Annotated in this window: 32 protein-coding genes; 24 read left to right on the plus strand and 8 right to left on the minus strand. The window is 65.0% G+C overall.

Annotated elements, in window-relative coordinates; translation table 11 throughout:
- The first annotated feature begins 1 nt into the window (after window position 1).
- The 18 genes from V473_RS24335 to queE all read left to right on the plus strand — a co-directional run bounded on the left by V473_RS24335 (window position 2) and on the right by queE (window position 16,107).
- Complete coding sequence (locus V473_RS24335; protein WP_066600036.1) at window positions 2–2,695, plus strand: flagellar hook-length control protein FliK; 2,694 nt, start codon at window positions 2–4, stop codon at window positions 2,693–2,695.
- A gap of 28 nt (window positions 2,696–2,723) precedes the next feature.
- Window positions 2,724–3,395 (plus strand): flagellar basal body-associated FliL family protein, encoded by a 672-nt coding sequence (locus V473_RS02235; RefSeq protein WP_066600041.1) that lies wholly within the window; start codon window positions 2,724–2,726, stop codon window positions 3,393–3,395.
- A 134-nt stretch (window positions 3,396–3,529) separates the two neighbouring features.
- Window positions 3,530–4,414 carry a flagellar motor switch protein FliM gene (locus V473_RS02240; protein ID WP_066604893.1) on the plus strand — a complete coding sequence of 295 codons (885 nt, stop codon included), beginning with the start codon at window positions 3,530–3,532 and terminating at the stop codon, window positions 4,412–4,414.
- Entirely contained in the window at window positions 4,411–4,746 is a 336-nt protein-coding gene (gene fliN / locus V473_RS02245; RefSeq protein WP_066600042.1) for a flagellar motor switch protein FliN, read from the plus strand. The genes V473_RS02240 and fliN overlap by 4 nt, the downstream gene beginning before the upstream one ends.
- 87 nt (window positions 4,747–4,833) lie before the next feature.
- Window positions 4,834–5,097: a FliO/MopB family protein gene (locus tag V473_RS02250; RefSeq protein WP_066600044.1), complete on the plus strand. Its 264-nt coding sequence runs from the start codon at window positions 4,834–4,836 to the stop codon at window positions 5,095–5,097.
- A 40-nt stretch (window positions 5,098–5,137) separates the two neighbouring features.
- A complete protein-coding gene (gene fliP, locus V473_RS02255) occupies window positions 5,138–5,896 on the plus strand; it encodes a flagellar type III secretion system pore protein FliP (RefSeq protein WP_066600045.1) in 759 nt (252 codons plus the stop codon).
- 38 nt (window positions 5,897–5,934) lie between these two features.
- Window positions 5,935–6,207 carry a flagellar biosynthesis protein FliQ gene (gene fliQ, locus V473_RS02260; RefSeq protein ID WP_066600048.1) on the plus strand — a complete coding sequence of 91 codons (273 nt, stop codon included), beginning with the start codon at window positions 5,935–5,937 and terminating at the stop codon, window positions 6,205–6,207.
- A gap of 10 nt (window positions 6,208–6,217) precedes the next feature.
- Window positions 6,218–7,000 (plus strand): flagellar biosynthetic protein FliR, encoded by a 783-nt coding sequence (fliR, locus tag V473_RS02265; RefSeq protein WP_066600050.1) that lies wholly within the window; start codon window positions 6,218–6,220, stop codon window positions 6,998–7,000.
- A gap of 3 nt (window positions 7,001–7,003) precedes the next feature.
- Window positions 7,004–8,140: a flagellar type III secretion system protein FlhB gene (gene flhB / locus V473_RS02270; protein ID WP_066600052.1), complete on the plus strand. Its 1,137-nt coding sequence runs from the start codon at window positions 7,004–7,006 to the stop codon at window positions 8,138–8,140.
- Window positions 8,141–8,285: 145 nt separating this feature from the next.
- Window positions 8,286–8,741, plus strand: coding sequence for a hypothetical protein (locus V473_RS02275; RefSeq protein ID WP_066600054.1), 456 nt, complete (start codon window positions 8,286–8,288; stop codon window positions 8,739–8,741).
- Window positions 8,742–8,822: 81 nt separating this feature from the next.
- Complete coding sequence (fliD, locus tag V473_RS02280) at window positions 8,823–10,214, plus strand: flagellar filament capping protein FliD (protein WP_066600055.1); 1,392 nt, start codon at window positions 8,823–8,825, stop codon at window positions 10,212–10,214.
- Between the two features lie 15 nt (window positions 10,215–10,229).
- Window positions 10,230–10,628: a flagellar export chaperone FliS gene (locus V473_RS02285; protein WP_066600056.1), complete on the plus strand. Its 399-nt coding sequence runs from the start codon at window positions 10,230–10,232 to the stop codon at window positions 10,626–10,628.
- A gap of 156 nt (window positions 10,629–10,784) precedes the next feature.
- Complete coding sequence (locus V473_RS02290; RefSeq protein ID WP_066600058.1) at window positions 10,785–11,981, plus strand: aspartate aminotransferase family protein; 1,197 nt, start codon at window positions 10,785–10,787, stop codon at window positions 11,979–11,981.
- Window positions 11,982–12,161: 180 nt separating this feature from the next.
- On the plus strand, window positions 12,162–13,088 hold the full coding sequence (gene argF / locus V473_RS02295) for an ornithine carbamoyltransferase (protein WP_066600061.1): 927 nt from the start codon (window positions 12,162–12,164) through the stop codon (window positions 13,086–13,088).
- 124 nt (window positions 13,089–13,212) lie between these two features.
- On the plus strand, window positions 13,213–14,118 hold the full coding sequence (gene hslO / locus V473_RS02300; protein WP_066600063.1) for an Hsp33 family molecular chaperone HslO: 906 nt from the start codon (window positions 13,213–13,215) through the stop codon (window positions 14,116–14,118).
- A 148-nt stretch (window positions 14,119–14,266) separates the two neighbouring features.
- Window positions 14,267–14,704: a DUF3617 domain-containing protein gene (locus V473_RS02305; protein WP_066600065.1), complete on the plus strand. Its 438-nt coding sequence runs from the start codon at window positions 14,267–14,269 to the stop codon at window positions 14,702–14,704.
- Window positions 14,705–14,763: 59 nt separating this feature from the next.
- The gene (gene queC / locus V473_RS02310) at window positions 14,764–15,456 is read left to right on the plus strand and encodes a 7-cyano-7-deazaguanine synthase QueC (protein WP_066600067.1); all 693 of its coding nucleotides are present in this window, start codon (window positions 14,764–14,766) and stop codon (window positions 15,454–15,456) included.
- A gap of 3 nt (window positions 15,457–15,459) precedes the next feature.
- Window positions 15,460–16,107 (plus strand): 7-carboxy-7-deazaguanine synthase, encoded by a 648-nt coding sequence (gene queE / locus V473_RS02315; RefSeq protein WP_066600069.1) that lies wholly within the window; start codon window positions 15,460–15,462, stop codon window positions 16,105–16,107.
- 11 nt (window positions 16,108–16,118) lie between these two features.
- On the opposite strand, the gene V473_RS02320 is transcribed toward queE, so the two are convergent.
- The 3 genes from V473_RS02320 to lipB form a co-directional block, all read right to left on the minus strand.
- Complete coding sequence (locus V473_RS02320; RefSeq protein WP_066600071.1) at window positions 16,119–16,811, minus strand: hypothetical protein; 693 nt, start codon at window positions 16,809–16,811, stop codon at window positions 16,119–16,121.
- 85 nt (window positions 16,812–16,896) lie between these two features.
- Window positions 16,897–17,184 (minus strand): hypothetical protein, encoded by a 288-nt coding sequence (locus V473_RS02325; protein ID WP_066600074.1) that lies wholly within the window; start codon window positions 17,182–17,184, stop codon window positions 16,897–16,899.
- Between the two features lie 60 nt (window positions 17,185–17,244).
- Window positions 17,245–17,973 (minus strand): lipoyl(octanoyl) transferase LipB, encoded by a 729-nt coding sequence (gene lipB / locus V473_RS02330; RefSeq protein WP_066600077.1) that lies wholly within the window; start codon window positions 17,971–17,973, stop codon window positions 17,245–17,247.
- A 96-nt stretch (window positions 17,974–18,069) separates the two neighbouring features.
- Between lipB and V473_RS02335 the strand changes: the two genes are divergently transcribed.
- Complete coding sequence (locus V473_RS02335; protein ID WP_066600083.1) at window positions 18,070–18,885, plus strand: DUF7847 domain-containing protein; 816 nt, start codon at window positions 18,070–18,072, stop codon at window positions 18,883–18,885.
- A gap of 7 nt (window positions 18,886–18,892) precedes the next feature.
- Here V473_RS02335 and V473_RS02340 read toward each other — a convergent pair whose 3' ends face one another.
- From V473_RS02340 to V473_RS02350, 3 genes are read right to left on the minus strand one after another with little or no spacing between them, the layout of a single operon-like run.
- Window positions 18,893–19,483 (minus strand): GNAT family N-acetyltransferase, encoded by a 591-nt coding sequence (locus V473_RS02340; protein WP_066600087.1) that lies wholly within the window; start codon window positions 19,481–19,483, stop codon window positions 18,893–18,895.
- A gap of 4 nt (window positions 19,484–19,487) precedes the next feature.
- On the minus strand, window positions 19,488–20,378 hold the full coding sequence (gene hemF / locus V473_RS02345; protein ID WP_066600090.1) for an oxygen-dependent coproporphyrinogen oxidase: 891 nt from the start codon (window positions 20,376–20,378) through the stop codon (window positions 19,488–19,490).
- Window positions 20,375–20,845 (minus strand): tRNA (cytidine(34)-2'-O)-methyltransferase, encoded by a 471-nt coding sequence (locus V473_RS02350; protein WP_082678953.1) that lies wholly within the window; start codon window positions 20,843–20,845, stop codon window positions 20,375–20,377. The genes hemF and V473_RS02350 overlap by 4 nt, the downstream gene beginning before the upstream one ends.
- A gap of 196 nt (window positions 20,846–21,041) precedes the next feature.
- Between V473_RS02350 and petA the strand changes: the two genes are divergently transcribed.
- The 4 genes from petA to V473_RS02370 all read left to right on the plus strand — a co-directional run bounded on the left by petA (window position 21,042) and on the right by V473_RS02370 (window position 24,393).
- Window positions 21,042–21,608 (plus strand): ubiquinol-cytochrome c reductase iron-sulfur subunit, encoded by a 567-nt coding sequence (gene petA / locus V473_RS02355; protein ID WP_066600092.1) that lies wholly within the window; start codon window positions 21,042–21,044, stop codon window positions 21,606–21,608.
- A gap of 11 nt (window positions 21,609–21,619) precedes the next feature.
- Window positions 21,620–22,912, plus strand: coding sequence for a cytochrome b (locus tag V473_RS02360; protein ID WP_066600098.1), 1,293 nt, complete (start codon window positions 21,620–21,622; stop codon window positions 22,910–22,912).
- Window positions 22,913–22,927: 15 nt separating this feature from the next.
- A complete protein-coding gene (locus V473_RS02365) occupies window positions 22,928–23,776 on the plus strand; it encodes a cytochrome c1 (RefSeq protein ID WP_066600101.1) in 849 nt (282 codons plus the stop codon).
- 80 nt (window positions 23,777–23,856) lie between these two features.
- The gene (locus tag V473_RS02370; protein WP_066600103.1) at window positions 23,857–24,393 is read left to right on the plus strand and encodes an adenine phosphoribosyltransferase; all 537 of its coding nucleotides are present in this window, start codon (window positions 23,857–23,859) and stop codon (window positions 24,391–24,393) included.
- A 6-nt stretch (window positions 24,394–24,399) separates the two neighbouring features.
- On the opposite strand, the gene V473_RS02375 is transcribed toward V473_RS02370, so the two are convergent.
- Window positions 24,400–25,026, minus strand: a complete 627-nt coding sequence (locus V473_RS02375) for a 5'-methylthioadenosine/S-adenosylhomocysteine nucleosidase (protein WP_066600106.1) — start codon at window positions 25,024–25,026, stop codon at window positions 24,400–24,402.
- 104 nt (window positions 25,027–25,130) lie between these two features.
- On the opposite strand from V473_RS02375, the gene V473_RS23955 reads away from it, so the two are divergent.
- A complete protein-coding gene (locus V473_RS23955; RefSeq protein WP_165363627.1) occupies window positions 25,131–25,283 on the plus strand; it encodes a hypothetical protein in 153 nt (50 codons plus the stop codon).
- A 6-nt stretch (window positions 25,284–25,289) separates the two neighbouring features.
- Here V473_RS23955 and V473_RS23405 read toward each other — a convergent pair whose 3' ends face one another.
- Complete coding sequence (locus tag V473_RS23405) at window positions 25,290–25,496, minus strand: hypothetical protein (RefSeq protein ID WP_148648307.1); 207 nt, start codon at window positions 25,494–25,496, stop codon at window positions 25,290–25,292.
- Window positions 25,497–25,539: the final 43 nt, after the last annotated feature.

Consider the following 25,539-nt stretch of genomic DNA (forward strand, 5'->3'; position numbering starts at 1 on the left):
GATGACGATGCTGACCAGCCTCAAGGCGCTTTTGTTCGCTACGTCCGCGTCGTCGGGCGTGAAGACGGACGCCATTCCGACTGAGGGCGGCGGCGACTTTGCGCAAATGTTGAACAGCGTCGGTGTAGCCTCAACGGCAACCGCGCGGCCGACCATCGCGGCCTTCATCGTTGCGGATGCCGTCGCGACATCCAAAAAAATGCTTGAATATCAGGACCATGATGGAAAAGGATGGCATCCTGTCGTTGCCGATGCGACCCCTCCCTTAATCTCTGTCGCACCCGAACCGCAGACAGCAAACCTCCATTTACCTGTCCAACTCGCTGTTTCATTTCAAAAGCCTGAAGAGGCGCGGCCCCTCGCCGGCGCTGCGCTCGTCCCGGCGTCGCTCGCAGAGGTCGATGCGTCGATCGCGCTGATTCCGGCGCAGGTCGATACAATGGCCGACACCCCCATGCCAGGGACCGACGCCCCGACGCCGGAACAGGCGGCAGAGCCTATATCGCCTGCAGCAGCATCCTCCGCCACGCCCGCCACGCCGCCGGTCGAACCGGCCGCCCCTGCGCCCGCGTCGCTCAAGGCGCATCCCGCTGCGCCGCGCCACCCCGCGCCGCCAATCGACATGGCTGACACGCCAGAACCCGAGGAGCTTCCCAGCCACGAAGCGAACGCCGTCGCGCAAGATGATGGCCAGTCTTCATCCCCGCCGATCGTCATGGTCATGGCGCCACCGGCTTTGGTCCTTCCGCTCTTCGTCGCCCCAGTTGAACAGACCCCGACCGAACAGGTAAAGCCCGCGCCGCGCCGCGCGCCCTCGATCGGCGCCCCGGCGCGGATGGCGCAACCAGCTCCGGTCGCCCCCCTCGATAGCGCCAGCATCCCTGGCCCGGCTGTGGCGGCAACGCCTGCTGCCCAGACGGTGGCTTCACCGGCGCCGATAGCCGCGCTGCACGACTCCGCGCCCCCGCTGACGGCCGAAGCGTGGATGCCCGCTGCTGATCAGTCGGCCGCCGCGTCCAACGCCGCGCGTCCGACCAGCCCGCTCACTTCGGCAAACCCCATATCGACGGCCCGCTCGACATCCGCTGCGCCGCCGGTCCCGCAGGTCGCGACACCGCCAGTCGCGGCCGTGGCCGTCCCGGCAGCGGCGGCGTCGCCCGTCGCGACGATCGTTCCGCAAGGCGAAGCGCCGAGGCTGCCGGACGACGCGCGGGCTAGGGCCATCGACGATCCCGCTACCCCGCCCGCGCGGACAACCTCGAAGCCTATAGCCGCCTCCGCATCGGCTGCGCCGCTGGTCCCGCAGGTCGCGACGCCGCCAGTCGCGGCCATGGCCGCCCCGCTAACGGTGGCGTCGCCCGTCCCGACGATCGCTCCGCAAGGCGAGGCCCCGGCCCTGCCGGGCGACGCGCGAGCCAGGGGCACCGACCATCCCGCCACCGCGCCCGCGCCCGTGCCGGCGACCCCGATGCCGATAGCCGCCTCCGCATCCGCTGCGCCGCTGGTCCCCCAGATCGCGACGCCACCAGTCGCAGCCTTAGCTGTTCCAGCAGTGGCGGCGTCGCCTGCTCCGACAATCGTTCCGCCAGGCGTCGCGCCGACATTGCCGGACGAAGCGCCGATGATGGCCGCCGATCATCCCGCCGCTGCGCCTGCGCCGGACGCCCTGCGTCCGACCGGCCAGCCCGCTTCGGCAGCGTCGATGCCGACGGCCGGCTCTGTATCCGCTGCGCCGCCCGTCGCGGTCCTAGTCGCACCGACCCCGGAAATCCTGCCAGCCTCTTTGGTCGCGCCCGCCACGCCCGCCACCGCCGAAGCCCTGGATCTGCCCGCCGATGTTGCACAGGCCCCTATCCCGACCGCTCCCGTCAAGCCGCGCGCGGAAGCCGTATCGCTGCTCCAGTTGGTGCGCGATCATATGAGCCTGCGCGCGTCGCGCCGACCTGAAACCGCCGCGCCGGCCCGCGACATGGCGCCCGACGTCGGGTCAGCGATCCTGCGGACAACCATCAGCGACGATAGCCCGTCGCTGGCGCCGCTGGTCCAGCCGACCGTCCAGCCGCTCGCGCCCACCGCGCCCACCGCGCCGGTCATCCCGACCATCGACCTGTCCGCCAGTCTTGGCGCGCAGATTGTCGATATGGGCGTTTCGGGCCAGTGGATCGACGGGCTGGCGCGCGATGTCGCCGGCCTGTCGGCCAATGGGGCGCAGGGCCGGTTTCAGATCAACGCCGACCAGCTCGGCCCGATCCAGGTCGATATCCGACAGGGCGCTGATGGCGCCGCCATCAGCCTGACCGTCGCGACCGAGGCGGCCGAACAGGCCTTGCGGCAGGAGAGCGACCGGCTAAGGCTGGACGCGGGCCTGTCCGCCATGCGCATCAGCGAAGTGAAGATAGAGCGCGCGCCCCATGTCGCCGAAACCGCGCGTGCGGACAGCAGCGGCAACCAAAATTCGTCGCAGCAGCAATCCGGCAGCCAGGGCCAAAATCCAAGTCAATCCATGGGGCAGGGCGCAGGCCAGGGCATGGGCCAAAATCCCGGCCAATCGTCCGCTCAGTCGCATATGCAGGGCCACGGCCAGCAACGCGAAAATATCGCCCTGGGGCATAAAGCGGGAAGTGACGCTGCCGTTCTTAACCATACGGACGTCGGCGAAAGCGCCGGCGGTGCCGTTCGCGCGCGCTATGCGTGACCAGCGCTTTTCGTAGGGGACCAGATATATGAGCGACGAGCCAAAGGCCAAGAAAAAGAAGGGCGGGAGCATGAAGATGATCCTGCTGCTGGTCGTGGGCGTCGTCGTGGGTGGCGCGGGCGCCGCCGGTGGGCTCTATGCCGCCGGTTTCTTCAGCCCAAAGGCGGAGGGGCCGAAGGAAGACCCCAACAAGCCTGTGCTGGTGCTGGCCGGTGAGGATGCGCAGGCGATCGCGACCGCCCATGGCTGGGCTGGCGAAGCGGGCGGCGGCGGCGGTGGCGAAGGCGGCGGCCATGCCGGTGGTGGCGAAAGCCATGCCGTGTCTGCGGGCCATGCGCCGGGCAAGGGCATCGACCTGCCGACGCCAGCCAATCCGACCGCTTACCAGGCCACCTATTTCCAACTCCAGGCGCCCTTCACGTCGAACATGTCGGACACCGACGCCTTCGCCCAGATCTCCGTCGCGGTATCGACCTATTATGACTATCGCGTGATCGCGGCGATCAAGCAGCATGAGATGCCGATCCGCAGCCAGATGCTGATGATGCTGGCGGAACAGCCGCAGGAGGTGCTGGACACCCCGCAGGGCAAGCAGGCGCTCCAGGGCAAGATCAAGGTCATCATCAACGACGTCCTGAAGCAGAAGACCGGCTATGGCGGCATCGACAACGTCTATTTCACCAATTTCGTCATTCAATAAGGCGGCCGCATCGGCGCCCCTGAACTGGCGCCGCTCGTCATCCTGTTAACCCCAATTTTACCATTTTCGTTATTAATGGCGCTGCGCCAAAGGATCAGGACGTCCCCTGATCCGCCATGGGGCAGGGGACCAAGATGGACGACGTACAGACCTACGCCTTCGGGCGCGGGGATTCGCAGGCGCCGATCATGCTGTCGGGGCTGGACCGGCTGAGCGAAAAGCTCGGCCGGCGCATGCGCGCCCTGATCGAGCCGATCGCGGGCGTGCGCCCGCATATCGTGGCGCAGGATACGCGCGTGCTGGATTTCGCCGCATGGACGGCGGAAGTGCCTGCCTTTTGCAGTCTGTCCATCTATCGCCTGCTGCCGCTGAAAGGGCAGATGCTGCTGCGGATGGACGCGGCGATGATCTCCACCATGGTCGATTGTTTCTATGGCGGCATCGGCAACCGCGCCTTGCCCGCGCGCGGCGAATTCACGCCGACCGAAGACCGGCTGATCGCCCGCCTGTCCGACAGCATCGTCACCCGCCTGGTCGAAACCTGGGCCGACATCCTGCCGCTGGAACAGGGGCTGATCCTGCGCGAAAGCGCGGTCGGCTATGCCGCGTCGGCGCAGCCCGGCGACCAGATGGTGCTGCAACGCTTCGTCATCTCCATCACCCGCGAACAGGAATGGCCGATCGACATCGTCTTTCCGCTGTCGGCGCTGCGCGGGGTCGAGGCGCTGATGGGCAGCAACCTGCCAGCGGACGAGGAACAGCGCGATCCCGTATGGCAGACCCGCATCGCCCGGCGGATGCGCGACATCCGCATGCCCGCGCGCACCGTATTGGCGCGCCCCAACCTCTCGCTGGCCGAGCTGATGCAGCTCAAGGTCGGCGACGTCATTCCCGTCACCATCGGCCGATCGCTGCCGTTGATCGTCGGAAACCGCATCGTCGCGCATGGCACGATCGGTGAACAGGACGGCCGCGCCGCCTTCCAGATTGAAAAGCTTGCACAGGAACCCGATCAATGAGCGACATGAGCGAAGCCCCCCGCATGGACCGGGGCGAAGATCCGCTGAGCAAAATGACCAATAATCGCCAGTTCAAGCTGCTGGCCGACATCCCGGTCCGCATGTCGGTGGAGGTCGGCTCCACCTCGCTGCGCCTGGCCGAAGTCATGGACCTGGCAGAAGGCAGCATTGTCGAACTGGATCGCCAGGCCGACGACTTGCTCGACATCATGGTCAACGGCGCGCTGATCGCCAAGGGCGAGGTGGTGACGGTCAACGGCCGCTATGGCATCCGCATCGTTGACATCGCCGCGACCGAAAATCGCCTCGCCGGGATCGAACGGCGCGGTTGATCCGCCGCTTCTGATTTTAAGCTTGCCTTCGGTCGCGAAACTGCGGATCGCAGGCGCTGTTAACCATAGCTGCGGGCAGGCCATTTCATGTTCTGGTATTTCGTCAAACTGCTGATCCTGCTGCCGCTGGTGGGCGGCATGGCCTTTGGCGCGCTGTGGCTCTGGCGCAAATATCAACCCGGCATGATGGCGGGGCAGGGCGACCGTTCCTTGAAGCTGCTCGAAGCGCTGCCGATGGGCGCCTTCGGCAAGCTCGCCGTGGTGGAGTTCGAGGGCAAGAAGATACTCCTGTCCGTCACCCGCAGCCGGATCGAGAAGATCGCGGAAGGCGATCATGTCCGCCTGCGCTGAGGCCGGACCGTGGAGGCGGTGGTTGCCCGCCCTTGCGGCCATGATCCTTGTTGCGGTCCTGCTTTTCACCGTCCCCGCCTTTGCCCAGGCCGCACCCGCCGCCACACCGCCCGTCGACAATGGCGGCGCATTGAGCCGCGCCATGGGCCAGATTTCGGGCGACGGCCGCTCGCTTTCGCTCAGCCTGCAAATCCTCGTCCTGATGAGCCTGCTGACGGTGCTGCCGTCGCTCGTGCTCATGATGACCAGCTTCACCCGCATCATTATCGTCCTGTCGCTGCTGCGCCAGGCGCTCGGCCTGCAACAGACGCCGCCCAACCAGGTGCTGGTGGGCCTCACCCTCTTCCTGTCGCTGTTCGTGATGCGGCCTGCGATCGATACGATCAACGCCCAGGCCTTCGATCCCTATGGCAAGGGCCAGATCAGCATCGAGGAAGCGGTCGGTCGTTCGGGCAAGGTGCTGCATGGCTTCATGGCCAAGCAGACCCGCGAAAGCGACCTCAAGCTGTTCCAGAATCTCGCCAAGGCGCCCGCCTTCCGCACGCCCGAAGACATCCCCTTCACGATCCTGCTGCCCGCCTTCGTCACCAGCGAATTGAAGACCGCGTTCCAGATCGGCTTCATGATTTTCCTGCCCTTCCTCATCATCGACCTGGTCGTCGCGTCCACGCTGATGGCGCTGGGCATGATGATGCTGTCGCCCACGATCATATCCATGCCGTTCAAGCTCTTATTGTTCGTGCTGGTCGATGGCTGGGCGCTGACCATGGGGTCGCTCGCGGGATCTTTCGCGACATGACCGGCCATCCTCTCCCCCATCCATTGGTGCGGTAGGCCATGGAAAATGCCGATTTCTTCATGGGGTTGGCCCAACAGGCGCTGTGGATCACGGCGCTGGCGGCTGCGCCCGTGCTGATTCCGGCGCTGATCGCGGGCCTCATCATCGGCATGGTGCAGGCGGCGACCTCGATCAACGAACAGACGTTGAGCTTCATTCCCAAGATCATCGTCGTCGGCGGTATGCTGGCGCTGTTCGGCGGGTCGATCATGGTGCTGATCGCCGATTTCACCCGCGAAATCTTCGAACGCATCCCGGACCTGCTCCAGTGAGGAACGGGCAATGATCGCGCCGGGCTTCGCCGGGGTCGAAAACCAGCTCTGGGTCTGGCTGATCGCCATGATCCGGCCGGGCGCGGCCTTCATCGCTGCGCCGGTCTTCGGCGCGCCCGCCGTCCCGCTGCAACTGCGCCTGATCCTCAGCCTGGCGCTGGGCCTCGCCGCGCTCAACAGCGTCACCATCACCCTGCCGCAGGACGGCGTCGCCAGCTTCGAAGGCGTGATGATGGTCGCGGGCGAAGTCATGGCGGGCCTCGCTCTGGGGTTCGCGGTCCAGATCGGCTATGCCGCCGCCTTCGTCGCGGGGGAGACGATCGGCAACGCCATGGGCCTGAACTTCGCGGCGATGGTCGATCCCTCGTCGGGCCAGTCGACCCAGGTGCTGGGCACCTTCCTCTCGATCCTCGCCACCTTCCTGCTGCTCGGCATGGACGGTCATCTGCTGCTCGCCAGCTTCGTGGTGCAAAGCTATCAGGCGATCCCGCCAGGCGCGGGCATATTGTCCAACGACACGGTCTGGCGCCTGATCTCCTTTGGCGGCGCGCTGCTGGGGGCGGGCGTCACCGTCGCGCTGCCGGTCGCCTTTGCGCTGGTGCTGGTGCAGGTGGTGATGGGGATGCTGGCCCGCGCCGCGCCTTCGCTCAACCTGTTCGCGGTCGGGATGCCGGTGGCGATGATGGCGGGCCTGATCCTGCTGGCCATCGCCACGCCGATCATGGCCGAAGGCATGACCGCCTCGCTCAAGGCCGGGCTGGAAGAAGCCCAGTCGATCGCGGAAGGACGCTAAGCCATGGCGGACAGTCCCGGCGGCGGCGAAAAGACCGAGAAACCAACCCAGAAGAAACTGGACGACGCCGCCAAGAAGGGCGACATCCTCCAGTCGCGGGAACTGGGCACGGCGCTGGTGGTGATGGCGGGCATCGCGTGGCTGGCGATCACTGGTCCGTCGCTGATCGATGCCCTGTCGGACATGCTCACCGACGCGCTGCGCTTCCGCCGCGAGGATATCGTCGATTTTTCGCCGGCCGCGCGCGGGGCCGAACTGCTCGGCACCATCGCCCTGCCGGCCGCCGGTGTGATGCTCGCGACCTTCATCGCCGCGATCGCCGCGCCCGCCTTGCTCGGCTCACTCGGCTTCCGCCCCGGCGCCTTCGCGCCCAAGGCGTCGAAGATGAATCCCGGTGCAGGCCTCAAGAAGATTTTCGGGACGCAGGGCCTGATCGAATTGGTGAAATCCATCGCCAAGATCGGCCTGCTCGGCAGCATCGGCATCTGGTTCATATGGGATCGGCTGACGCAGATCACCGCGCTGGGCAAAATGGGCGTCGCGCCCGCCATGGCGGACCTGGGCAATCTCTTCATCCTGACCTGTCTGGTGATGGCGGGCGGCCTGTTCCTGATCGCGGGCATCGACGTCCCCGCCCAGATCATGCAGCGCGCCAAGCGGCTGGGCATGAGCAAGCAGGAGATCAAGGACGAGCATAAGGAAAGCGAAGGCTCGCCCGAAATGAAAGGGCAATTGCGCCGCCGCCAGTTCGAGGTGCTGAACGGCTCCACGCGCCAGGCGGTGGCGGAGGCCAGCGTCATCATCACCAACCCGACCCATTTCGCAGTCGCCCTGCGCTACAAGCCGGGCGTCGATGCCGCCCCCGTCGTGGTCGCGCGCGGCTGCGATGCGATCGCCGCGGCGATCCGCGAACTGGCGGACCAGAATGGTGTGACCGTCCTGCAATATCCCGAACTGGCGCGCGCCGTCTATTTCACGTCGCGCGCCGGGCAGATCGTCAACGAAGGCCTGTATATGGCGGTGGCGACCGTCCTCGCCTTCGTCTTCCGCGTGGAAAACAAGATGGCGACCGAGATGGACCGGCCGTTCATCACCGTGCCTGAAGATCTGCGGTTCAACGCGGATGGACAGAAGCAATAGGCGGCATGGCGGACCGGCCCAAACCCGGCCTTATCTCCATTGCGGTCGCCCTTTATCTGCTGCGGAAAAAATCCGCATGATGCATTAAAGTTTAACCGCGCTCGTCCGTATTCTCTTCATTGGGGACGCATTAGGATGGTGCGTCATGAACGATTATGTTTCCAGAAGCGAACTGACGCCCGTCGACAGGGCCGTTTCGCGTCCGCCCATACCCGTCCAGGCTGTTCAGCCTGTGGCGCCCGGTCGTTCGACCCAGATCCCCGCAAATCAGGCAACAAAGGCGTTCCCGCAGGGCGACGGCGTCGTCGTGGACGATGACCTCGCCAGCATCGCCGAATATGTAGAGGTGCACGCCAGGATCGCCGACATATTGGCGGACCTTCAGTCGGGCGTCGGCGGCGTCGATGATGCGGTCGATGCGATCCAGTCGATGATCCCGCGCCCCATGGTGCTGGTGCCGCTGCCGCCCGCCAGCAAGGAAGCGGTGGAACATGCCGCCGTCCTGGCCAAGCGCATCGTCGAGCGGGCCTCCTATGCCCACGGGGCGCACGCCCATGTGTCGCGCGCCACGGTCGAGCAGGTCACCACGTCCGCGGGCTGATTTCGCTCGTTCCGGCGCAGCGCAAATCATTCCTAAAGGTCTGGCCGCTACCGCCGTTCTATCCCCTTGAAAGGACGGCGCATGACTTCGGTAGGCAGCAGCATTTTGACGGCGCTCAACGCAGGGTCGGGGATCGACACCTCCGCGTTGGTGACCAGTCTGGTGAGCGCGACCCGCGAGCCCAAGCAGACCGCGATCACGAGTCAGCAGTCGCTCAACAGTTCGCGCATTTCCGCGCTGGCCTCCGCCATCAGTTCGCTCGATACCTTTGCCGACGCGCTGACCGAAGTCTTGTCCGGCGCCGATTATACCGGCGCCGTCGCCTCCAATGACGCCAGCATCGCATCGGTCAGCTTGCTGAGCGGCGGCAGCCCCGCCGGCCTGCCCGCCCAACTGACCGTCGATCAACTGGCGTCCGCCCGTGTCTATTCGACCGGCGCGACCAGCGGCGCGACCGGCAGCACCGTGATTGGCACGGGCAGCTTCACCCTCACCAATGCGGCGGGCGAAGACACCGTCATCACGCTCGATTCGAGCAACAATAGTTTCGCCGGCCTGGCCGCCGCCATCAATGCCGCCAATACCGGCGTCACCGCGCGCGTCGTCATCGACACGCAGGGCGCCCGCCTGGTCTTCAAGGGCGAAACCGGCGCCGACAATGATTTCACGATCAGCGCCAGCGCCGACGACAGCGGCAGCATCCTGGGCGGCATGAGCTTCACCAGTTCGTCCGCTCCCTTGAATGCCAAGGTGACGCTGGATGGCGTCGCCTATGAATATGCCAGCAACACGATCGACGATGCGATCCCCTATCTGCGGATCGACCTGAACAAGGCGTCGCCCGGCACCACCGTGACCCTGTCGATGAGCCAGCCCACGGCCGGCCTGTCCGATCTGCTCAAGGAATTTGTCGACGCCTACAATACGTTGATGAAGGCACTGAACACCGCAACGGCGACCGGCGCGGATTCGTCCAGCGCGGGTGTGTTGAACGGCGTGGCCGGCGTGCGCGACATGAAGCGCCAGCTGGCGGCGATCACATCGACCCAGCTGGCGGCGACCGGCACCTACAAAACGCTGGCCGACATTGGCGTGTCGACCAATCGCGACGGGACGTTGACGCTCGACACGGCCCGGCTGGCATCGGCGATGGAGGCGGACCCGGAAGGCGTCACCAACATGGTGAACCCCAAGGTGTCGACTACGGCCAGCCCTGGCCTGTCCGCCCTGATGGACACGGTGCGCGACAATATCGAGCAGGAGGATGGTCCGCTCAAGACGGCGCAGGCGCGCTACGACGCGCAGGCCGAGGAATTCACCAAGCAGCTTGAAGATCTGGATGAGAAGATGACCAATTATGAGGAGCATCTGACCAAGATCTACGCGGCGATGGAAACGCGCCTCAGCGCGCTCAAGGCGACACAAAGCTACCTCGAACAGCAGATCGAGGTCTGGAACAACAGCGATAGTTAATCGGGGACGCAGTCGATGTTCTATAATCAGGGTTATGCAGGCGCCAGCGCGGCGCGCCGTTATGCCGCCATCCATTCGGGCAGCCGCACCGAAGGCGCGACGCCGCACGCATTGGTGAAAATCCTGTTCGACGAACTGCTCCAGGCGCTCGAAGCGGCGGCGCTGGCCGAACGCAATGGCGACCGGGTAAAGGTGTCGGACAAGCAGGCGCGGGCGATGTCGATCCTCTTCGCGCTCGAATCGAGCCTGGACTTCGACAAGGGCGGCGACATTTCGGTCGGTCTGGCGCAAATCTATCGCGAAGCGCGCCGGTTGCTGCTGGTCGGCGCCAAGGAACGGTCGGCCGAGCCGGTCGATCAGGCCTACGCCATCGTTGCGGAAATCGCCGACGCCTGGAACCAGATCGGCCGTTGATCGTCGTGCGACGCCGCCCGTCCGGGCGGGGTTGCGCCCCAAACATGCCCCCTGTATAGGCGGCACTCGCACAAGGGCGGCCCGGCGGGGGCCGCCTTTTTGCGTTATATTCAACGCGCGCAGGACGCGCAGCATCAACCCAGAAAGGGAAGGCTCATGTCGATTACGCCGCTCATGCCCGTTTACCCCCGGTGCGATGTCCGTCCGGTGCGAGGCGAGGGCTGCTATCTGATCGGCGAGCGCGGCGAGCGTTATCTCGACTTCGCCAGCGGCATCGCGGTCAATCTGCTGGGCCATGGCCATCCCAGGCTGGTCAAGGCGATCGCGGATCAGGCTGCGACGCTGATGCATGTGTCGAACCTTTACGGCATGCCGCTGGGCGAGCAATTCGCGCAGAAGCTGGTCGACAACAGTTTCGCCGACACCGTCTTCTTCACCAATTCGGGCGCCGAAGCGGTCGAGTGCGCGATCAAGACCGCCCGTCGCTATCATTATGCGAACGGGCAAGCGCACCGGCACAAGATCATCAGCTTCGACAACGCCTTTCACGGCCGGACGCTGGGGACCATTTCGGCGACCAGCCAGCCCAAGATGCGTGACGGCTTCGAACCGCTGTTGCCCGGCTTTACCGTCGTGCCGTTCAACGATCTCGACGCCGCGCTGGCGCAGATCGACGACAATACGGCAGGCTTCCTGCTGGAACCGGTTCAGGGCGAAGGTGGCGTGACGCCGTCGACGCAGGCGTTCCTCAAGGGCCTGCGCGAGGCGTGCGACGCGCATGGCCTGCTGCTGATCCTGGATGAGGTTCAGTGCGGCTATGCCCGTACCGGCACTTTCTTCGCGCACGAACAATATGGCGTCACGCCGGACATCATGGCGGTGGCCAAGGGGATCGGCGCGGGCTTCCCGCTCGGCGCCTGCCTCGCAACCGAGGAAGCGGCCAAGGGCATGGTCTTCGGCACCCATGGCTCAACCTATGGTGGCAACCCCCTCGCCATGGCGGTGGGCATCGCCGTGCTGGAAGAAGTGCTGGCCGATGGCTTCCTGGATCGTGTCACCGCCATGGGCGCGCGCCTGCGGTCCGCGCTGGAACAGCTCATCCCCAATCATGACGGCATGTTCGAGGATGTGCGCGGCATGGGCCTGATGCTGGGGGTCAAGCTGAAGGACGCGCATGACGCGCGCGCCTTCGTCGGTCATCTGCGCGACCATCACGGCCTGCTGGCGGTATCGGCCGGCCAGAATGTGCTGCGCATCCTGCCACCCCTCGTCATCGAGGAAAGCCATATCGCCGAATGCATCGAGAAGATCTCCGCCGGCGCGCGGACCTTCGCCGAGGCGCAGGCGGCCTGATTGATACTGCCCCGTTCGTGCTGAGTAGGGGCTGAGCGAAGTCGAAGACCCGTATCGAAGCATTGATCCTTCGATACGCCATTTCGACTTCGCTCAATGCCTGTCCTGAGCGACTGCCTTTGCAGGCAGTCGAAGGGGCTACTCAGGACGAACGGTGGTTGGAAGCGGAGAAAACTTCCAATGACCAAGCATTTCCTGAATCTCTCCGATGCGGGCGGCGACGCCATCGCCGCGATGATCGCCGACGCCATCGACCGGAAGGCCGCGCGGGCGGGCAAGCCGAAGGGCGCGGCCGATGCCGACGCGCCGCTCGCCGGCCACACGCTGGCGATGATCTTTGAAAAAAACAGCACCCGTACCCGCGTCAGCTTCGACATGGCGATCCGCCAATTGGGCGGCTCGTCCCTCATCCTGGAGGGCGCGACCAGCCAGATCGGCCGGGGCGAGACGATCGCCGACACCGCGCGCGTCCTGTCGCGCATGGCCGACGCGATCATGATCCGCACCGACGACCATGCCAAGATCGAGGAGATGGCCCATTACGCTACCGTCCCGGTCATCAACGGCCTCACTGACCTGTCGCATCCCTGCCAGATCGTCGCGGACCTGTTGACCGTGGTCGAACATGGGCTGGCGCTGCCCGGCAGCCAATGGGCCTGGCTGGGCGATGGCAACAACGTCCTCCATTCGATCGTGGAGGCGGCGGGCCTGCTCAAATTCGATGTGCGCATGGGCATTCCCGAAGGCTATGATCCCGATCCGGACTTTGCCGAAGCGGCGCGCGCGGCAGGATCGACCATCAGCCTGACCCGCGATGCGGCAGCGGCGGTGGCGGGCGCGGACGTCGTCGTCACCGACACCTGGATCTCCATGGGCCAGTCCCACGCCGAAGAAAAGCTGGCGGCGATGATGCCCTATCAGGTGACGCCCGCACTGATGGCCAGCGCCAAGCCGCAGGCCAAATTCCTTCATTGCCTGCCGGCCCATCGCGGCGAGGAAGTGGTTGGCGCGGTGATCGATGGTGCGCAGTCGCTGATCTGGGACGAAGCGGAAAATCGCATCCATGCTCAGAAATCGGTGCTGCTCTGGGCGCTTGGAAAGCTGTAGGCGGACCTTATATTCGGGCTAAATTTCCGTTATCCCTCGAAGTCGTCGGGGCCTGTCCTGCGCTGAAGAGCGAAGGGCGGGCTTTCGCGGCTTTCGGGGGACGGAGGGATCGGAAGGAAATAGCGTGACCAGTTCCCATCTCGACCAGGCCCTTGGCTTCACCATCCCCTCGCGTCATGCGCGTGGTCGCCTTGTACGGCTGGGGCCGGTGCTGGACCAGGTGCTGGCCGCCCATGCCTATCCGCCCGCGATCGAGCGGCTGCTCGCCTCCGCGCTGGTGCTGGCGGCGCTGCTGGGCAGTACGCTCAAACAGGCGAACGGCCAACTGACCTTGCAGGCGCAGACCGAAAATGGCGTCGTCAGCCTGCTGGTCGCCGATTACAAGGATGGCGACCTGCGCGGCTACGCCAAATTCGATGCCGATCGCCTCGCCGAGCAGGGCGCCGATCCGACTCTGTTCGGCTTGTTCGGCAAGGGCTATCTGGCGATCACCTTCGACCAGGCGGTGAGCGGCGAGCGCTATCAGGGCATCGTCCCGCTGGAGGGCCAGTCGCTGGCGCAGGCCGCCGAACATTATTTCTTCCAGTCCGAACAGATCCCCAGCGTGATCCAGATCGCGACCCGGCATGACAAGGGCGCGGGCTGCGTCGCGGCCGGTATGCTGCTCCAGCATCTGCCGGAGGGCGAAGTAGGGCGCGAGCGGCTGCATGTGCGCCACGATCACCCGGAATGGGAGCATGTGCAGGCGCTGGCCCAGACGCTGAAGCCGGACGAGTTGACCGACGAGGCTCTTCCGCTGAGCGATATCGTGTGGCGACTGTTCCATGAGGAGGATGAGGTGCGGGCGACCGATCCCACGTCGCTCGCCAAGGGGTGCCGCTGCGACATTGATCATATTCGCGACGTGATCGGCCGATTTCCCGCCAGCGAACGGATCGACATGGCCGACGAACAGGGCATCATCGGCGTGGATTGCGCTTTCTGCTCGCGCCTGTTTCCGCTCGCGCTCGACAGTTTCGTCGCCCATTGATCCGGCAATCGTTTCGCTAACGCTATTTGTAATTGGGGCAGGCATGGCCGCTTGCGCTATGAAAATGCCGCAATTGGACGGCATGGACAGCGTGTGCGGCCATGGGCCGCAAGAGGCTTTAGGGCCGGCTACAGGATAGAGCGGAATCATGAAGAGGGCGGAACGGCACGCGCTCGGCGCGGTTGCGGTGATGATGGCGGCGATGACCGCAGCGTGGATCGGCCCCATGGCGGCTGCGGCGAACGTCCCGACGCCGCCGATCGCGCATCAGGCTTTGCGCACGCTGGAAACCGGCGAATGGGAATTGCGCGGCCGTGGCGAAGGCGCGGAGACGCGCAAGCTGTGCGTCAGCGACCTGCGCCAGTTACTGCAAGTTCAGCATGGCAAGGCGCTCTGCCGCAGCTTCATCATCAGCGACGAAGCGCATGCGATCACGATCACCTATGATTGCGCGGCGGCGGGCAATGGCCGCACCGACCTGCGCGTGGAAACCAATAAATTGGTCCAGATCCGGTCGCAGGGGGTGGCGCAGGGCGCGCCCTTCGCCTTTGCTGCGGAAGCGCGGCGCATCGGCGCCTGTTCCTGATCGTGACGCCTGATCGTGCTGCGCTTGCGCTGCGACGTTTCGGGCGGTAGCGCGGAATCATGGTTGCCAATAATGGAAAATTCGCCGTCGTGCTGCTGTCGGGCGGTCTCGATTCGATGGTCGCCGGCGGGCTGGCGCGCGAGCAGGGCTATCGTATCCTGGCTTTGTCGATCGACTATAATCAGCGGCACCGGGTCGAACTGCGCGCCGCGTCCCGCGTGGCCGAAGCGCTCAACGCGATCCGGCATATCGTCCTGCCGCTGGACCTGACCGCGTTCGGCGGATCGGCGCTGACCGCCGACATCGCCGTGCCCAAGAGCGGGGTGGGCGACCAGATTCCCGTCACCTATGTCCCCGCGCGCAACGCCATCTTCCTGTCGCTGACGCTGGGCCTGGCCGAAGTCGCTGGAGCGAGCGACATCTTCATCGGCGTCAACGCGCTCGACTATTCGGGCTATCCCGATTGCCGGCCGGAATTTATCGACGCCTTCCAGAAGATGGCGACGCTGGCGACCAAGGCGGGGGTGGAAGGCCATCCGATCCGCATCCAGACGCCGCTGCAATATATGAGCAAGGCCGACATCGCCCGCGAAGCCGACCGTCTGGGGCTGGATGCGGGCATCAGTTGGTCCTGCTATGATCCCACGCCCGACGGCAAGCATTGCGGCCTGTGCGACAGCTGCCGCCTGCGGTCGAAGGGTTATCAGGAAGCGGGCCTGCCCGATCCCACCATCTATGCCGTGCAGCCCTGAACGATGAGTTATGCGGTCAAGGAAATGTTCCTGACCCTCCAGGGTGAAGGGGTTCAGGCCGGGCGGCGCGCGGTGTTCCTGCGCTTTGCCGGCTGCAATCTCTGGAGCGGGCGCGAGCAGGACAGGCGCGATGCCGTCTGCCGCTTCTGCGACACCGATTTCGTCGGCACCGATGGGCTGGGCGGCGGCAAGTTCGCCGACGCCGATGCATTGGCCGATGCCGCGCTGGCTTTCTGGGGCACGGGCGGCGAGGGCCGTTATATCGTCCTGACCGGCGGCGAACCGATGTTGCAGGTCGATGATGCGCTGGTCGATGCGCTCCATGCGCGCAGCTTCATCATCGCGATCGAAAGCAACGGCACCATCGCCGCCCATGCCGGCATCGACTGGATCTGCATCAGCCCCAAGGCGGGCAGCGACGTCGTGCAGCGGTCCGGCCATGAACTGAAGCTGGTCTGGCCGCAGCCCGGTGGCGGACACAGCCTGGCCGATGTGGCCGCGATGGAGGGATGGGCGTTCGAGCACTATCTGCTGCAACCGCTGGACGATCCCCATGCGACCGACAATGCCCGCGCCGCGATCGCCCTGGTGATGGACCGGCCGCAATGGCGGCTGACCGTGCAGGCCCATAAATATCTGGGCCTGCGTTAAACGTCAGTCGATCAGGGCTGCACGCCGGTCCGGTCGTTCCACGCCTGATGACAGACCGGCAGCAAAACGCCCTTCTTCCAGCATTTGGGAGCGAAGGAGGGCAGGGCGACGACATAATCATAGCCCGGCGTGCCGTAAAATTGCTCGCCCGCCGCGACCAGCGACTTCTTGATCGAGCCAAGGCCGACGCGCCCCACTTCGTTAAGCGTGCCACGTTCGGCGAAGATCGCCTGCCGTCCGACTTCCGCCGTGGCCTGGCAGAAGCCCTTTTGCGCCTGTACCGTCGAATAGCCCGAATAGATGCGGGTATTATACATGTCCGACGCCGACTGTCCCGGCTTGCCCCTGGCCACGGTGCGCTGGAAATAACCGAGCAGCACGGTCTGCGCCGTGTCCAGTTCCGCATCATGATGGGCGATCATCGCATTATAATTGCTGATCGCCAGCAGGGTTGGTTCGAATTGGCATTGCAGCGCCGCGACATTGAGCGCGGCTCGCAGATTCCACGCCAGCCCGGCCTTGACCTCCGCCGCCGTGGCGCCCGGCAGGCCCATCGCGGCCGCGGCGGCGTCGTCGGTCAACGGCGGTGCGCTCATGTCGGGGGGCGACCAGAAGAACTGGGCCGATGCTGGCTGCGCGATCATGGGCGCGATCGCCAGGGTAAAACCGGCCAGCACGCGGCTCAACGGGGAACGCAATGTCATTCGAATCTGCCTCTTGGGAAGCGCGTGGGGGCCAGCGCCTTGATATTATGCGCTTATCATATCAGTCCTGAACGATTGCGCCAGCTTACTGGTCGGAAAGCACTTCCGCCTCCTCGGCGGGCGCTTTGTCCGTCGCAGGCTTGGCCGGCGCGCTGCTGTTGTCGGCGGCGTTGCCGCTGGGCAGGGCGATGGCGGTGCCTTCGCTCTGCACGCCGTCCAGGTCGGTCATGGCGTCGGTCGCGGTGCCGTCCACCACTTCCATATCCTTCATCTGCACCTTGTTCCCGCCCTGCTCCTTGTCGCCACACGCCGCGAGCGCGATGCAACCGGCCAACAACGCGGCGGTAAATCCAGTCTTGGTCGTCCGGCGCATCCGGGTCTCCTTGATAGAGGGTTCAGGCCCGGTCCCCGCCCGGCGAAATAAGGCGCGAACCTAGCCGCCCGCTTCGCATTGCTCAACCCCTGTGCCGCAACGGGCCAAGCAACTGAGAAAAAGCGGGAAATGATCGCGAAGCGCGCTGTCGAGCGCCGCCATGGACGCATTGCCGCCCAGGGCGGCGACGCTGGTCACCGGAAATTCGCTGATGCCGCAGGGTATGATGCCCCCGAAATGGGACAGGTCGGGATCGACGTTGATCGAAAAGCCATGCAGCGTGACCCAGCGTCGCACGCGGATGCCGAGCGCCCCGATCTTCGCCTCCCGGCCATCGGGATCGTCGGTCCAGATGCCGATCCGCCCTTCCGCCCGGCGCGCGGCGATGCCCAGGTCGCTCAGCGCCGCGATCATCCAGCCTTCGAGATGATGGACGAAATTGCGGACATCCTTGCCGCGTTCCCGCAAGTCGATGTTGAGATAACCGATCCGCTGACCCGGCCCATGATAGGTATAGCGTCCGCCGCGCCCGGCGTCATAGACCGGAAAGCGCGGGGACAGGAGTTCGGCGGGATCGGCGCTGGTCCCGGCGGTATAGAGCGGCGGATGCTCGAGCAGCCAGACGCGCTCCTGCGCCTGCCCCTCATGGATGGCGGCGGCGCGCGCCTCCATATCGGCCAGCGCTGTAGGATAATCGACCGGCGCGGCGGCGATTCGCCATTCGACATGGTCGGGAAAGGGGAGGGGCGCAGGATGATCGGGCGGAAGGTCAGGCGGAAGGTCAGACATGGGGCGCTTCCTTGACTTGGCGGGGCCGAGCGATCAAGTCTCGCGCCGGATTTTCAGCATGACGCATTTCATCATGGCAGGGTAGGCAGCATAGATATGGCGACGATGTCGATCGGCAAGGCGTGGGAGGAAGCGGTGGCTTTCGTCGCGCGCGAAGCGACCCTGCTGTTCCCGGTGGCGCTGTTGTTCGTGGCGCTGCCCGGACTCATCCTGCAGGAAATGACGCCGCCGCAATTGCAGGCCTGGTTCGCCGCGCCCAAGGCGGACACGATTCCCGCCATGCCGCCCGGTTTTGGCCTTGCCATGCTGTTGACCATCATCCTCATCTGGTTCGGCTCGCTGGCGCTGTTCGCGCTGGCGCTGCGCCCCGGCATCAGCGTGGGGGAGGCATTGCGCCTCAGTTTCGCGCGCCTGCCGGTGCTGATCGGCACGGCGCTGGTGGTGGTCGGCGCGGTGGCGGCGGTCGTTGTCGGCGCTGCGTTGGTTGGCGTCGTCCTATCGCTCGCGTCAAAGCAACTGGCGGCGACGATCGGGCTGCTGCTGGGCTTTGGCGCCGTCGCTCTCATCTTCTTCGCCAGCATCCGGCTGGCGCTGCTCAATCCTGTGGTGATCGACAGCAAGGCGGGGGTGATGGACTCGCTGCGGCGGGCCTGGGCGCTGACGCGCGGCTATTTCTGGCGGCTGTTTGGCTTTCTCATCATCGTGATGCTGCTGTCCACCATCGCCGGATCGGCGGCGCAGGTCATTATCGGCCTGCTCGGCGGGCTGGTCGCCGGGGCGGAAGGCGCACGACTGGCCGGTGGCCTGGCCTGGGCGGCGGTGTCGAGCATCGTGCAGGTCTATATGCTGGTGATGCTGGCGCGGCTGTACCGTCAGGCGGAGCCGCAGGATATTGCGGACGTGTTTCGCTGATCGCCGCCTATGGCGTGTCCAGCAGCGGCATATGCGGTGCGGCGTCGCGCGGCAGCACGCCGGCCAGTCGCGGATCGGCGAACGTCTCGACCTCCCGCCGATAGGGCGCAAAGCCCGACCGGATGTAGAAGGGCAGCGCCGCCGGGCTGTCGAGCGTGCAGGTGTGGACCCAGAACCGTTCCACCCCCTTGCGCCAGGCCAGCGATTTGGCCTGCGCCATCAGCCAGCGACCCAGTCCCTTGCCACCCAGTTCCGGTACCAGCCCGAAGAAGCTGAGTTCGCAATCGGGAAGCGAGCGGAAGTCCAGTTCCAGCAGGCCGACTTCGGTGCCGCGCGGGTCGGTGACGGCATAGACCTCCACGGCCGGGTCGTGGAGAATCGCCGTCAGCGCCGAATCGGTCATTACCAGTCGCGAAAACCACAGCCATGGCGTTCCGACGCGGCGAAACAGCGTGCGGTAGGCATCCAGATCGGGCGTCTGCCACGGCGTCAGCCGCAGCGGGGCCACCGGGACCGGCGCGGGCCGTGGCCGGTCCCGCATCTCCAGATGGGTGACGATCGTCGCCACCATGCCCGGTTCGACCGGCGTCAGCGCCATGGGGTCAGCTCCAGCTTGCCATCGGCGGCAGGCTCATCAGGATCGCGTCGATATTGCCGCCGGTCTTGAGCCCGAACAGAGTGCCGCGATCATGCACCAGATTGAACTCCGCATAGCGCCCGCGCCATTCCAGCATGGTGCCATAATCCGCCTCGCTCCAGGCATCATTCATGCGCCGCCGCACGATCGGCGGGAAGGCGTTCAGGAAGGCGTCGCCCACCGCGCGGGTGAAGGCGAAATGGGCGTCGAACGCGGCGTCGTCCACACATTCCAGATGATCGTAGAAGATGCCGCCCACGCCGCGATGCACGCCGCGATGGGGAATGAAGAAATATTCGTCGGCCCACGCCCTGAAGCGCGGATAATGATCGGCGTCATGCGCATCGCAGGCGGCCTTGAACACGCCATGGAAAAAATCCGTATCCTCCGCGCGGGGCAAGGGCGGATTGAGGTCCGCGCCGCCGCCGAACCAGCTCTTGGTCGTCACCAGATAGCGCGTATTCATATGCACGGCGGGCACATGCGGGTTGGCCATATGCGCGACCAGGCTGATGCCGGTGGCGAAGAAGGCGGGGTTATCGCCCGCGCCATGGATGGTCTGGGCGAAACCGGGCGCAAATTCGCCACCCACGGTGGAGACATTGACGCCGACCTTCTCGAACACCTTGCCCTTCATCACGCCGCGCACGCCGCCCCCACCTTCGCCCGGCGTCTGGCCCTCGGCCTCCCGGTCCCAGGCGGCATAGTCGAAGCGCGCTTCGCTGCCGGCCTCCCGCTCGATCGCCTCGAACGCGGCGCAGATGCGGTCGCGCAGCGATTCGAACCAGCCGCGCGCCGCCTGTTGCCGGGCATCGAGGGCGAAGGGCACGGCGGGAATCGGGTTGATGGCAGTCATTGGGGAAACTTTCCGGTCTGGCGAAGGGCTTCGGCGACGGCGATGCCCGTGGAAACGGCGATGTTCAAGGATCGAAAGCCCGGCGCCATGGGGATGCGGACACGAATGTCGGCCAGGTCGCGCACCTCGATCGGCACGCCGGCGCTTTCCGATCCCATCATCAGCACGTCGTCGGGGTGGAACTGCACGTCGGGCAATGTCTGCGACGCATGGGCGCTCATCAGCAGCAGGCGGCGGCCTTCCGCGCGACGCACCGCGTCGAAGGCGCTGAAATTGGCGTGGCGGGTGACGTCCGCGGCCTCGCCATAATCCATCGCCGCGCGCTTCAGGCGGGTGTCGGAAAAGGCGAATCCGGTCGGCATGATGATGTCCACGGGCACGGCGAAACAGGCGGCGAGGCGCAGGATCGCGCCGACATTGCCGGCGATCTCTGGTTGGTAAAGGGCGATACGCATGGCCCGCGCCATAATGCACTGCGGCAAATTGTCATAGGGGGGCGACTTTGCTGTTGGCAAAGAGCGCGCAGTCCGGTTATCAGGCGCGCAAACCACGCCGGGGGGTAGGCGGGGACCGTATGTGCACGGCGCCCTAAATCCCTTGATAAACAGAGTCGGTCACGGCATTGCGGCGGGGTCAGGGACGTTATTGCAAGGGTAGAGGTGCATGGCGAGCGTTGAACATATAGACGGCACGGGTCCATCCGGCGAAGATGGCGTGCGCCGCCGCGATTTCATCAACATCGCCGCGGTCAGCTTTGCGGGGGTCGGGGCTGTCGCCGTCGTGCTGCCGCTCATCGACCAGATGAACCCCAGCGCCGACGTGCTGGCGCTTGCATCGACGGAAGTCGATCTTTCCGCGATCCAGCCAGGACAGGCGATCAAGACCACCTTCCGCAGCCAGCCGCTCTTCGTGCGCCAGTTGACGGAAAAGGAAATCGCCGAGGCCGACAAGGTGGACGCCTCCACGCTGCGCGATCCGCAGACGCTGGAAGAGCGCACCGTCGATGGCAAGAAGCAGTGGCTGGTGACGATGGGTGTCTGCACCCATCTGGGCTGCGTGCCGCTGGGCGCGGGCGAGGGCGAAAATCGCGGCGAATATGGCGGCTATTTTTGCCCATGCCATGGCTCGTCCTACGACACCGCCGCGCGCATCCGCAAAGGCCCCGCGCCCAAGAACCTGGAAGTGCCGAAGTTCAGCTTCACTTCCGACACCGCCATTCTCGTAGGCTGAGGTAAGAAACCATGAGCTTTCCCTGGGCTGAGCAATATACGCCGAAAAATCCGGTGATGGTGTGGATCGACGAGAAGCTGCCGCTTCCGCGTCTCGCCTATAACGCCGTGGGCGCGGGCTATCCCGTGCCGCGCAACCTCAACTATTTCTGGAACTTCGGCGTGCTGGCCGGTCTGGCGCTGGTGATCCAGATCGTCACTGGCGTCATCATGGCGATGCACTATGGCGCGAACGATCTGGTTGCGTTCAGCACCGTCGAACAGACGATGCGCGACGTCAATGCGGGCTGGCTGATGCGCTATGCCCATGCGAACGGCGCCAGCTTCTTCTTCATCGTGGTCTATCTCCACATCTTCCGCGGCCTCTATTTCGGCTCCTACAAGGCGCCCCGCGAAATGGTGTGGCTGCTCGGCCTCGTCATCTTCCTGCTGATGATGGCGACGGCGTTCATGGGCTATGTCCTGCCCTGGGGCCAGATGTCCTATTGGGGCGCGAAGGTGATCACCGGCCTGTTCGGTGCGATCCCGGTCGTGGGCGAGCCGATCCAGACCTGGCTGCTGGGCGGCTTTGCCCCCGGCAACGCTTCGCTCAATCGCTTCTTCTCGCTGCACTTCCTGCTGCCGTTCGTGATTGCAGGCGTCATCATCCTGCACATCTGGGCGCTGCATATTCCGGGTTCATCGAACCCGACCGGCGTGGAGGTGAAAGGGCCGCAGGACACTGTGCCCTTCCACCCCTATTATACCGCCAAGGATGGCTTCGGCGCGGGCATCTTCCTGATCGCCTTCTCCATCCTGCTGTTCTTCGCCCCCAACTTCCTGGGCCATCCGGATAACTATATCGAGGCGAACCCGCTCTCGACCCCCGCGCATATCGTGCCGGAATGGTATTTCTGGCCCTTCTACGCGATCCTGCGCGCCTTCACGGTGGACTTCTTCTTCGTCCCCGCCAAGCTGCTGGGCGTGCTGGCGATGTTCGCGTCGATCCTGCTGCTGTTCTTCCTGCCCTGGCTCGACACCTCGCCGGTGCGGTCGGGCAAATATCGGCCGACCTTCAACAAGTTCTTCTGGATTCTCGTCATCGACGTGCTGATCCTGGGCTGGTTGGGCGGCGCGCCGGCGGAAGAACCCTATGTGATGATGAGCCAGGTCGCGGCGGCCTATTATTTCGCCCACTTCCTGATCATCCTTCCGTTGATCTCGCGCTTTGAAAAGCCGCTGCCGCTGCCCGGCTCCATCACCGAGGCCGTGCTGGCGAAATATGGCAAGACCGACGGCGAAACCGTCGCGGTCCCGGCCGAATAAGGGGTAGATAAGACCATGGTTCGCATTGGCGCATTCCTCGTCGGCCTCTTCTTTGCAGGCTGGCTGTTCATTTCCTTTCTGATCGGCGCGGTGGCTTATGTCTCCGAGCCGCCAGTGCCCACGGTGGAACATGAGTTTCACCTGCCGCCCAAGCATGTGTCCTTTTCGTTCGACGGACCGCTCGGCAAATATGACCAGGCGCAGTTGCAGCGCGGCTTCCAGGTGTTCAAGGAAGTCTGCTCGGCCTGCCACAGCCTCAAGTTCGTCGCCTTCCGCGATCTCGCGGCGCTCGGCTATAACGAAGCCGAAGTGAAGGCGATCGCCAAGCAATGGGCGATCAAGACCCCGTCGGTCGATCCGGCTACGGGCGAAGCCTCCACCCGCGAGCCGGTGCCGTCGGATTATTTCCCCAAGCCCTTCGCGAACAATGTCGCGGCGGCCGCGGCGAACAATAATGCCATCCCGCCAGACCTGTCGCTGATGACCAAGGCCCGCCATCATGGCAGCGCCTATGTCTATTCGCTGATCACCGGCTATCAGGCGCAACCGGCCGAATTGCTCAAGGAGTTCCCGGACTCCAAGACGCCTGAGGGGCTGCACTACAACCCCTATTTCGCCAACCTGAACCTCGCCATGGCGCCGCCGCTGACCGCCGAAGGCCAGGTGACCTATGGCGACGGTACCAAGCCGACGGTGGACCAGATGGCGCAGGACGTCGCCGCGTTCCTGACCTGGACCGCCGAACCGAAGCTGGAAAATCGTCGCCGTGCGGGGCTTGCGACCATCTTCTTCCTGCTGATCGCCACGGGCCTAGCCTATATGTCCTACCAGAATATCTGGGCGGACAAGAAGAAGGCGGCCTGACCCCAGTCCGTCACGGACGGTGGTAGAGATTGGGGCGCGGTTCCTTGTGGGAACCGCGCCCTTTCTTTATGGGAACGGCCATGAGCACCGACAGCCTGACCGCGCTGGTCCGCACGATCCCCGATTTCCCCAAGCCGGGCATATTGTTCCGCGACATCACCACATTGCTGGCCGATGGGGACGGCCTGCGTGACCTGGTGAATCGCATGGCTGCTGTCGCCCAGCCGCTCGACCCGGACCTGATCGTTGGGATAGAAGCGCGCGGCTTCATCCTGGGGGCGGCCCTCGCGCTGGCGCTGGGCAAGGGGTTTGTGCCCGTGCGCAAAAAGGGCAAACTGCCCGGCAAGACCGTGGGCATCGACTATTGCCTGGAATATGGCGCCGATCGGCTGGAGATGCATGAAGGCCAAGTGCCGGTCGGCGCGCGCGTGTTGCTGGTCGATGATCTGATCGCCACCGGCGGCACGGCGCTGGCCGCGGCGCAACTGCTGCGCGAGCAGGGCGCGAGCGTGCTGATGGCCTTGTTCGCCATCGACCTGCCCGATCTGGGCGGCATGGTGGCGCTGGAGGCGGACGGCGTCGCGGCGCAGGCAATTATCGCCTTCGACGGCGACTAGCGGGCTTCAGGCGGCGCGCGCCAGCGCGTCGGGCAGCAGGTCCACCGCCGCCGCCAGTCGCTCGTCGAGCAGGCCCAGCAATGCCGTCCAGCTGTTGATATGGTCCAGTTCGCCCGGCCCATCCGATATGCCGCGCAGGCCCATCAGCGGCACGTTGAAGCGTGCGCAGGCCCGCGCCACCGCAAATGTCTCCATATCGACCATATCGGCGTTGATCGCGGCATAATCCTCGCCGCCCACGATATTCGCGCCGGTCGATAGGCGGGCCAGGGGCAGGGCCAGCGGCGTCGCCAGCGGCAGGTCGACGGGATGATCGATGAACGGCGTCACCCCCTTTGTGAAGCCCAGCCGCGACGCATCCATGTCGCGCCAGGACACGCTCGCCACCTGAAATATGTCGCCCAGCGGGCACAGGCGCGATCCCGCCGACCCCAGACAGACCACAAGGTCGGGCAAGGCCCCTTGCCGCGCCAGTTCCTGTAGCGCCATGCCGGTGGCCAGCGCCGCTTCGACCGGCCCGACGCCGGTCAGCAGCGGGGTGAAGCGCGCGCGCAGATGCGGCCCATATTCCGCATCGACCGCCATCACGAACAGCACGCGCCGCGCACTTATGGTTTCGCATCCGATCGTCATGGCCGGTCCTGCCCTCATTGCCTGTCTGTAATGTTCGGGACATCCCCCTGACAGCCGCACAGACTATAGTCGAGATCATGTTTCCTCATGAGTTGACCATCGATATGCCCGTTCCCATTCCCTTCCCCGTCCGATTTTCCGATGCGGAAACGATCACCGCTGCCGACATAGAGGCCTGGGCGAAGGTCGAACGCGCTCTGGCGGGCAAGCGCGATGCTTGTCACAAGCTGCGCCAGGGACATGCCGCGGCGCGCTGAACCGGATCAACCAAAAACTGGAAAGAGAAAGCCCGCCGCTTCATCAGAAGCGACGGGCTTTGTCATGGTGGGCGTGGCAAGGATTGAACTTGCGACCCCTGCGATGTCAACACAGTGTGTAATTGTGATATGCGCGGTTTTCTGCGGTTTTCCAATGTTCTCATGCGCGAACAGGGCAAGAACGAAACGGGATTTTGCGCGAAATTCACGCAAGTTTCACGCAAGTCCATGGGATCGAACCGGCGTCACGCAAACC

This window comes from Sphingobium cupriresistens LL01, assembly GCF_001046645.1.
GTDB classification, from domain to species: Bacteria; Pseudomonadota; Alphaproteobacteria; order Sphingomonadales; family Sphingomonadaceae; genus Sphingobium; species Sphingobium cupriresistens.

Coding starts and splice junctions, on each gene's coding strand:
- V473_RS24335 (WP_066600036.1), top strand. CDS start 2: ATGACGATGCTGACCAGCCTCAAGGCGCTTTTGTTCGCTACGTCCGCG.
- V473_RS02235 (WP_066600041.1), top strand. CDS start 2,724: ATGAGCGACGAGCCAAAGGCCAAGAAAAAGAAGGGCGGGAGCATGAAG.
- V473_RS02240 (WP_066604893.1), top strand. CDS start 3,530: ATGGACGACGTACAGACCTACGCCTTCGGGCGCGGGGATTCGCAGGCG.
- fliN (WP_066600042.1), top strand. CDS start 4,411: ATGAGCGACATGAGCGAAGCCCCCCGCATGGACCGGGGCGAAGATCCG.
- V473_RS02250 (WP_066600044.1), top strand. CDS start 4,834: ATGTTCTGGTATTTCGTCAAACTGCTGATCCTGCTGCCGCTGGTGGGC.
- fliP (WP_066600045.1), top strand. CDS start 5,138: ATGATCCTTGTTGCGGTCCTGCTTTTCACCGTCCCCGCCTTTGCCCAG.
- fliQ (WP_066600048.1), top strand. CDS start 5,935: ATGGAAAATGCCGATTTCTTCATGGGGTTGGCCCAACAGGCGCTGTGG.
- fliR (WP_066600050.1), top strand. CDS start 6,218: ATGATCGCGCCGGGCTTCGCCGGGGTCGAAAACCAGCTCTGGGTCTGG.
- flhB (WP_066600052.1), top strand. CDS start 7,004: ATGGCGGACAGTCCCGGCGGCGGCGAAAAGACCGAGAAACCAACCCAG.
- V473_RS02275 (WP_066600054.1), top strand. CDS start 8,286: ATGAACGATTATGTTTCCAGAAGCGAACTGACGCCCGTCGACAGGGCC.
- fliD (WP_066600055.1), top strand. CDS start 8,823: ATGACTTCGGTAGGCAGCAGCATTTTGACGGCGCTCAACGCAGGGTCG.
- V473_RS02285 (WP_066600056.1), top strand. CDS start 10,230: ATGTTCTATAATCAGGGTTATGCAGGCGCCAGCGCGGCGCGCCGTTAT.
- V473_RS02290 (WP_066600058.1), top strand. CDS start 10,785: ATGTCGATTACGCCGCTCATGCCCGTTTACCCCCGGTGCGATGTCCGT.
- argF (WP_066600061.1), top strand. CDS start 12,162: ATGACCAAGCATTTCCTGAATCTCTCCGATGCGGGCGGCGACGCCATC.
- V473_RS02305 (WP_066600065.1), top strand. CDS start 14,267: ATGAAGAGGGCGGAACGGCACGCGCTCGGCGCGGTTGCGGTGATGATG.
- queC (WP_066600067.1), top strand. CDS start 14,764: ATGGTTGCCAATAATGGAAAATTCGCCGTCGTGCTGCTGTCGGGCGGT.
- queE (WP_066600069.1), top strand. CDS start 15,460: ATGAGTTATGCGGTCAAGGAAATGTTCCTGACCCTCCAGGGTGAAGGG.
- V473_RS02320 (WP_066600071.1), bottom strand. CDS start 16,811: ATGACATTGCGTTCCCCGTTGAGCCGCGTGCTGGCCGGTTTTACCCTG.
- V473_RS02325 (WP_066600074.1), bottom strand. CDS start 17,184: ATGCGCCGGACGACCAAGACTGGATTTACCGCCGCGTTGTTGGCCGGT.
- lipB (WP_066600077.1), bottom strand. CDS start 17,973: ATGTCTGACCTTCCGCCTGACCTTCCGCCCGATCATCCTGCGCCCCTC.
- V473_RS02335 (WP_066600083.1), top strand. CDS start 18,070: ATGGCGACGATGTCGATCGGCAAGGCGTGGGAGGAAGCGGTGGCTTTC.
- V473_RS02340 (WP_066600087.1), bottom strand. CDS start 19,483: ATGGCGCTGACGCCGGTCGAACCGGGCATGGTGGCGACGATCGTCACC.
- hemF (WP_066600090.1), bottom strand. CDS start 20,378: ATGACTGCCATCAACCCGATTCCCGCCGTGCCCTTCGCCCTCGATGCC.
- V473_RS02350 (WP_082678953.1), bottom strand. CDS start 20,845: ATGGCGCGGGCCATGCGTATCGCCCTTTACCAACCAGAGATCGCCGGC.
- petA (WP_066600092.1), top strand. CDS start 21,042: ATGGCGAGCGTTGAACATATAGACGGCACGGGTCCATCCGGCGAAGAT.
- V473_RS02360 (WP_066600098.1), top strand. CDS start 21,620: ATGAGCTTTCCCTGGGCTGAGCAATATACGCCGAAAAATCCGGTGATG.
- V473_RS02365 (WP_066600101.1), top strand. CDS start 22,928: ATGGTTCGCATTGGCGCATTCCTCGTCGGCCTCTTCTTTGCAGGCTGG.
- V473_RS02370 (WP_066600103.1), top strand. CDS start 23,857: ATGAGCACCGACAGCCTGACCGCGCTGGTCCGCACGATCCCCGATTTC.
- V473_RS02375 (WP_066600106.1), bottom strand. CDS start 25,026: ATGACGATCGGATGCGAAACCATAAGTGCGCGGCGCGTGCTGTTCGTG.
- V473_RS23955 (WP_165363627.1), top strand. CDS start 25,131: ATGCCCGTTCCCATTCCCTTCCCCGTCCGATTTTCCGATGCGGAAACG.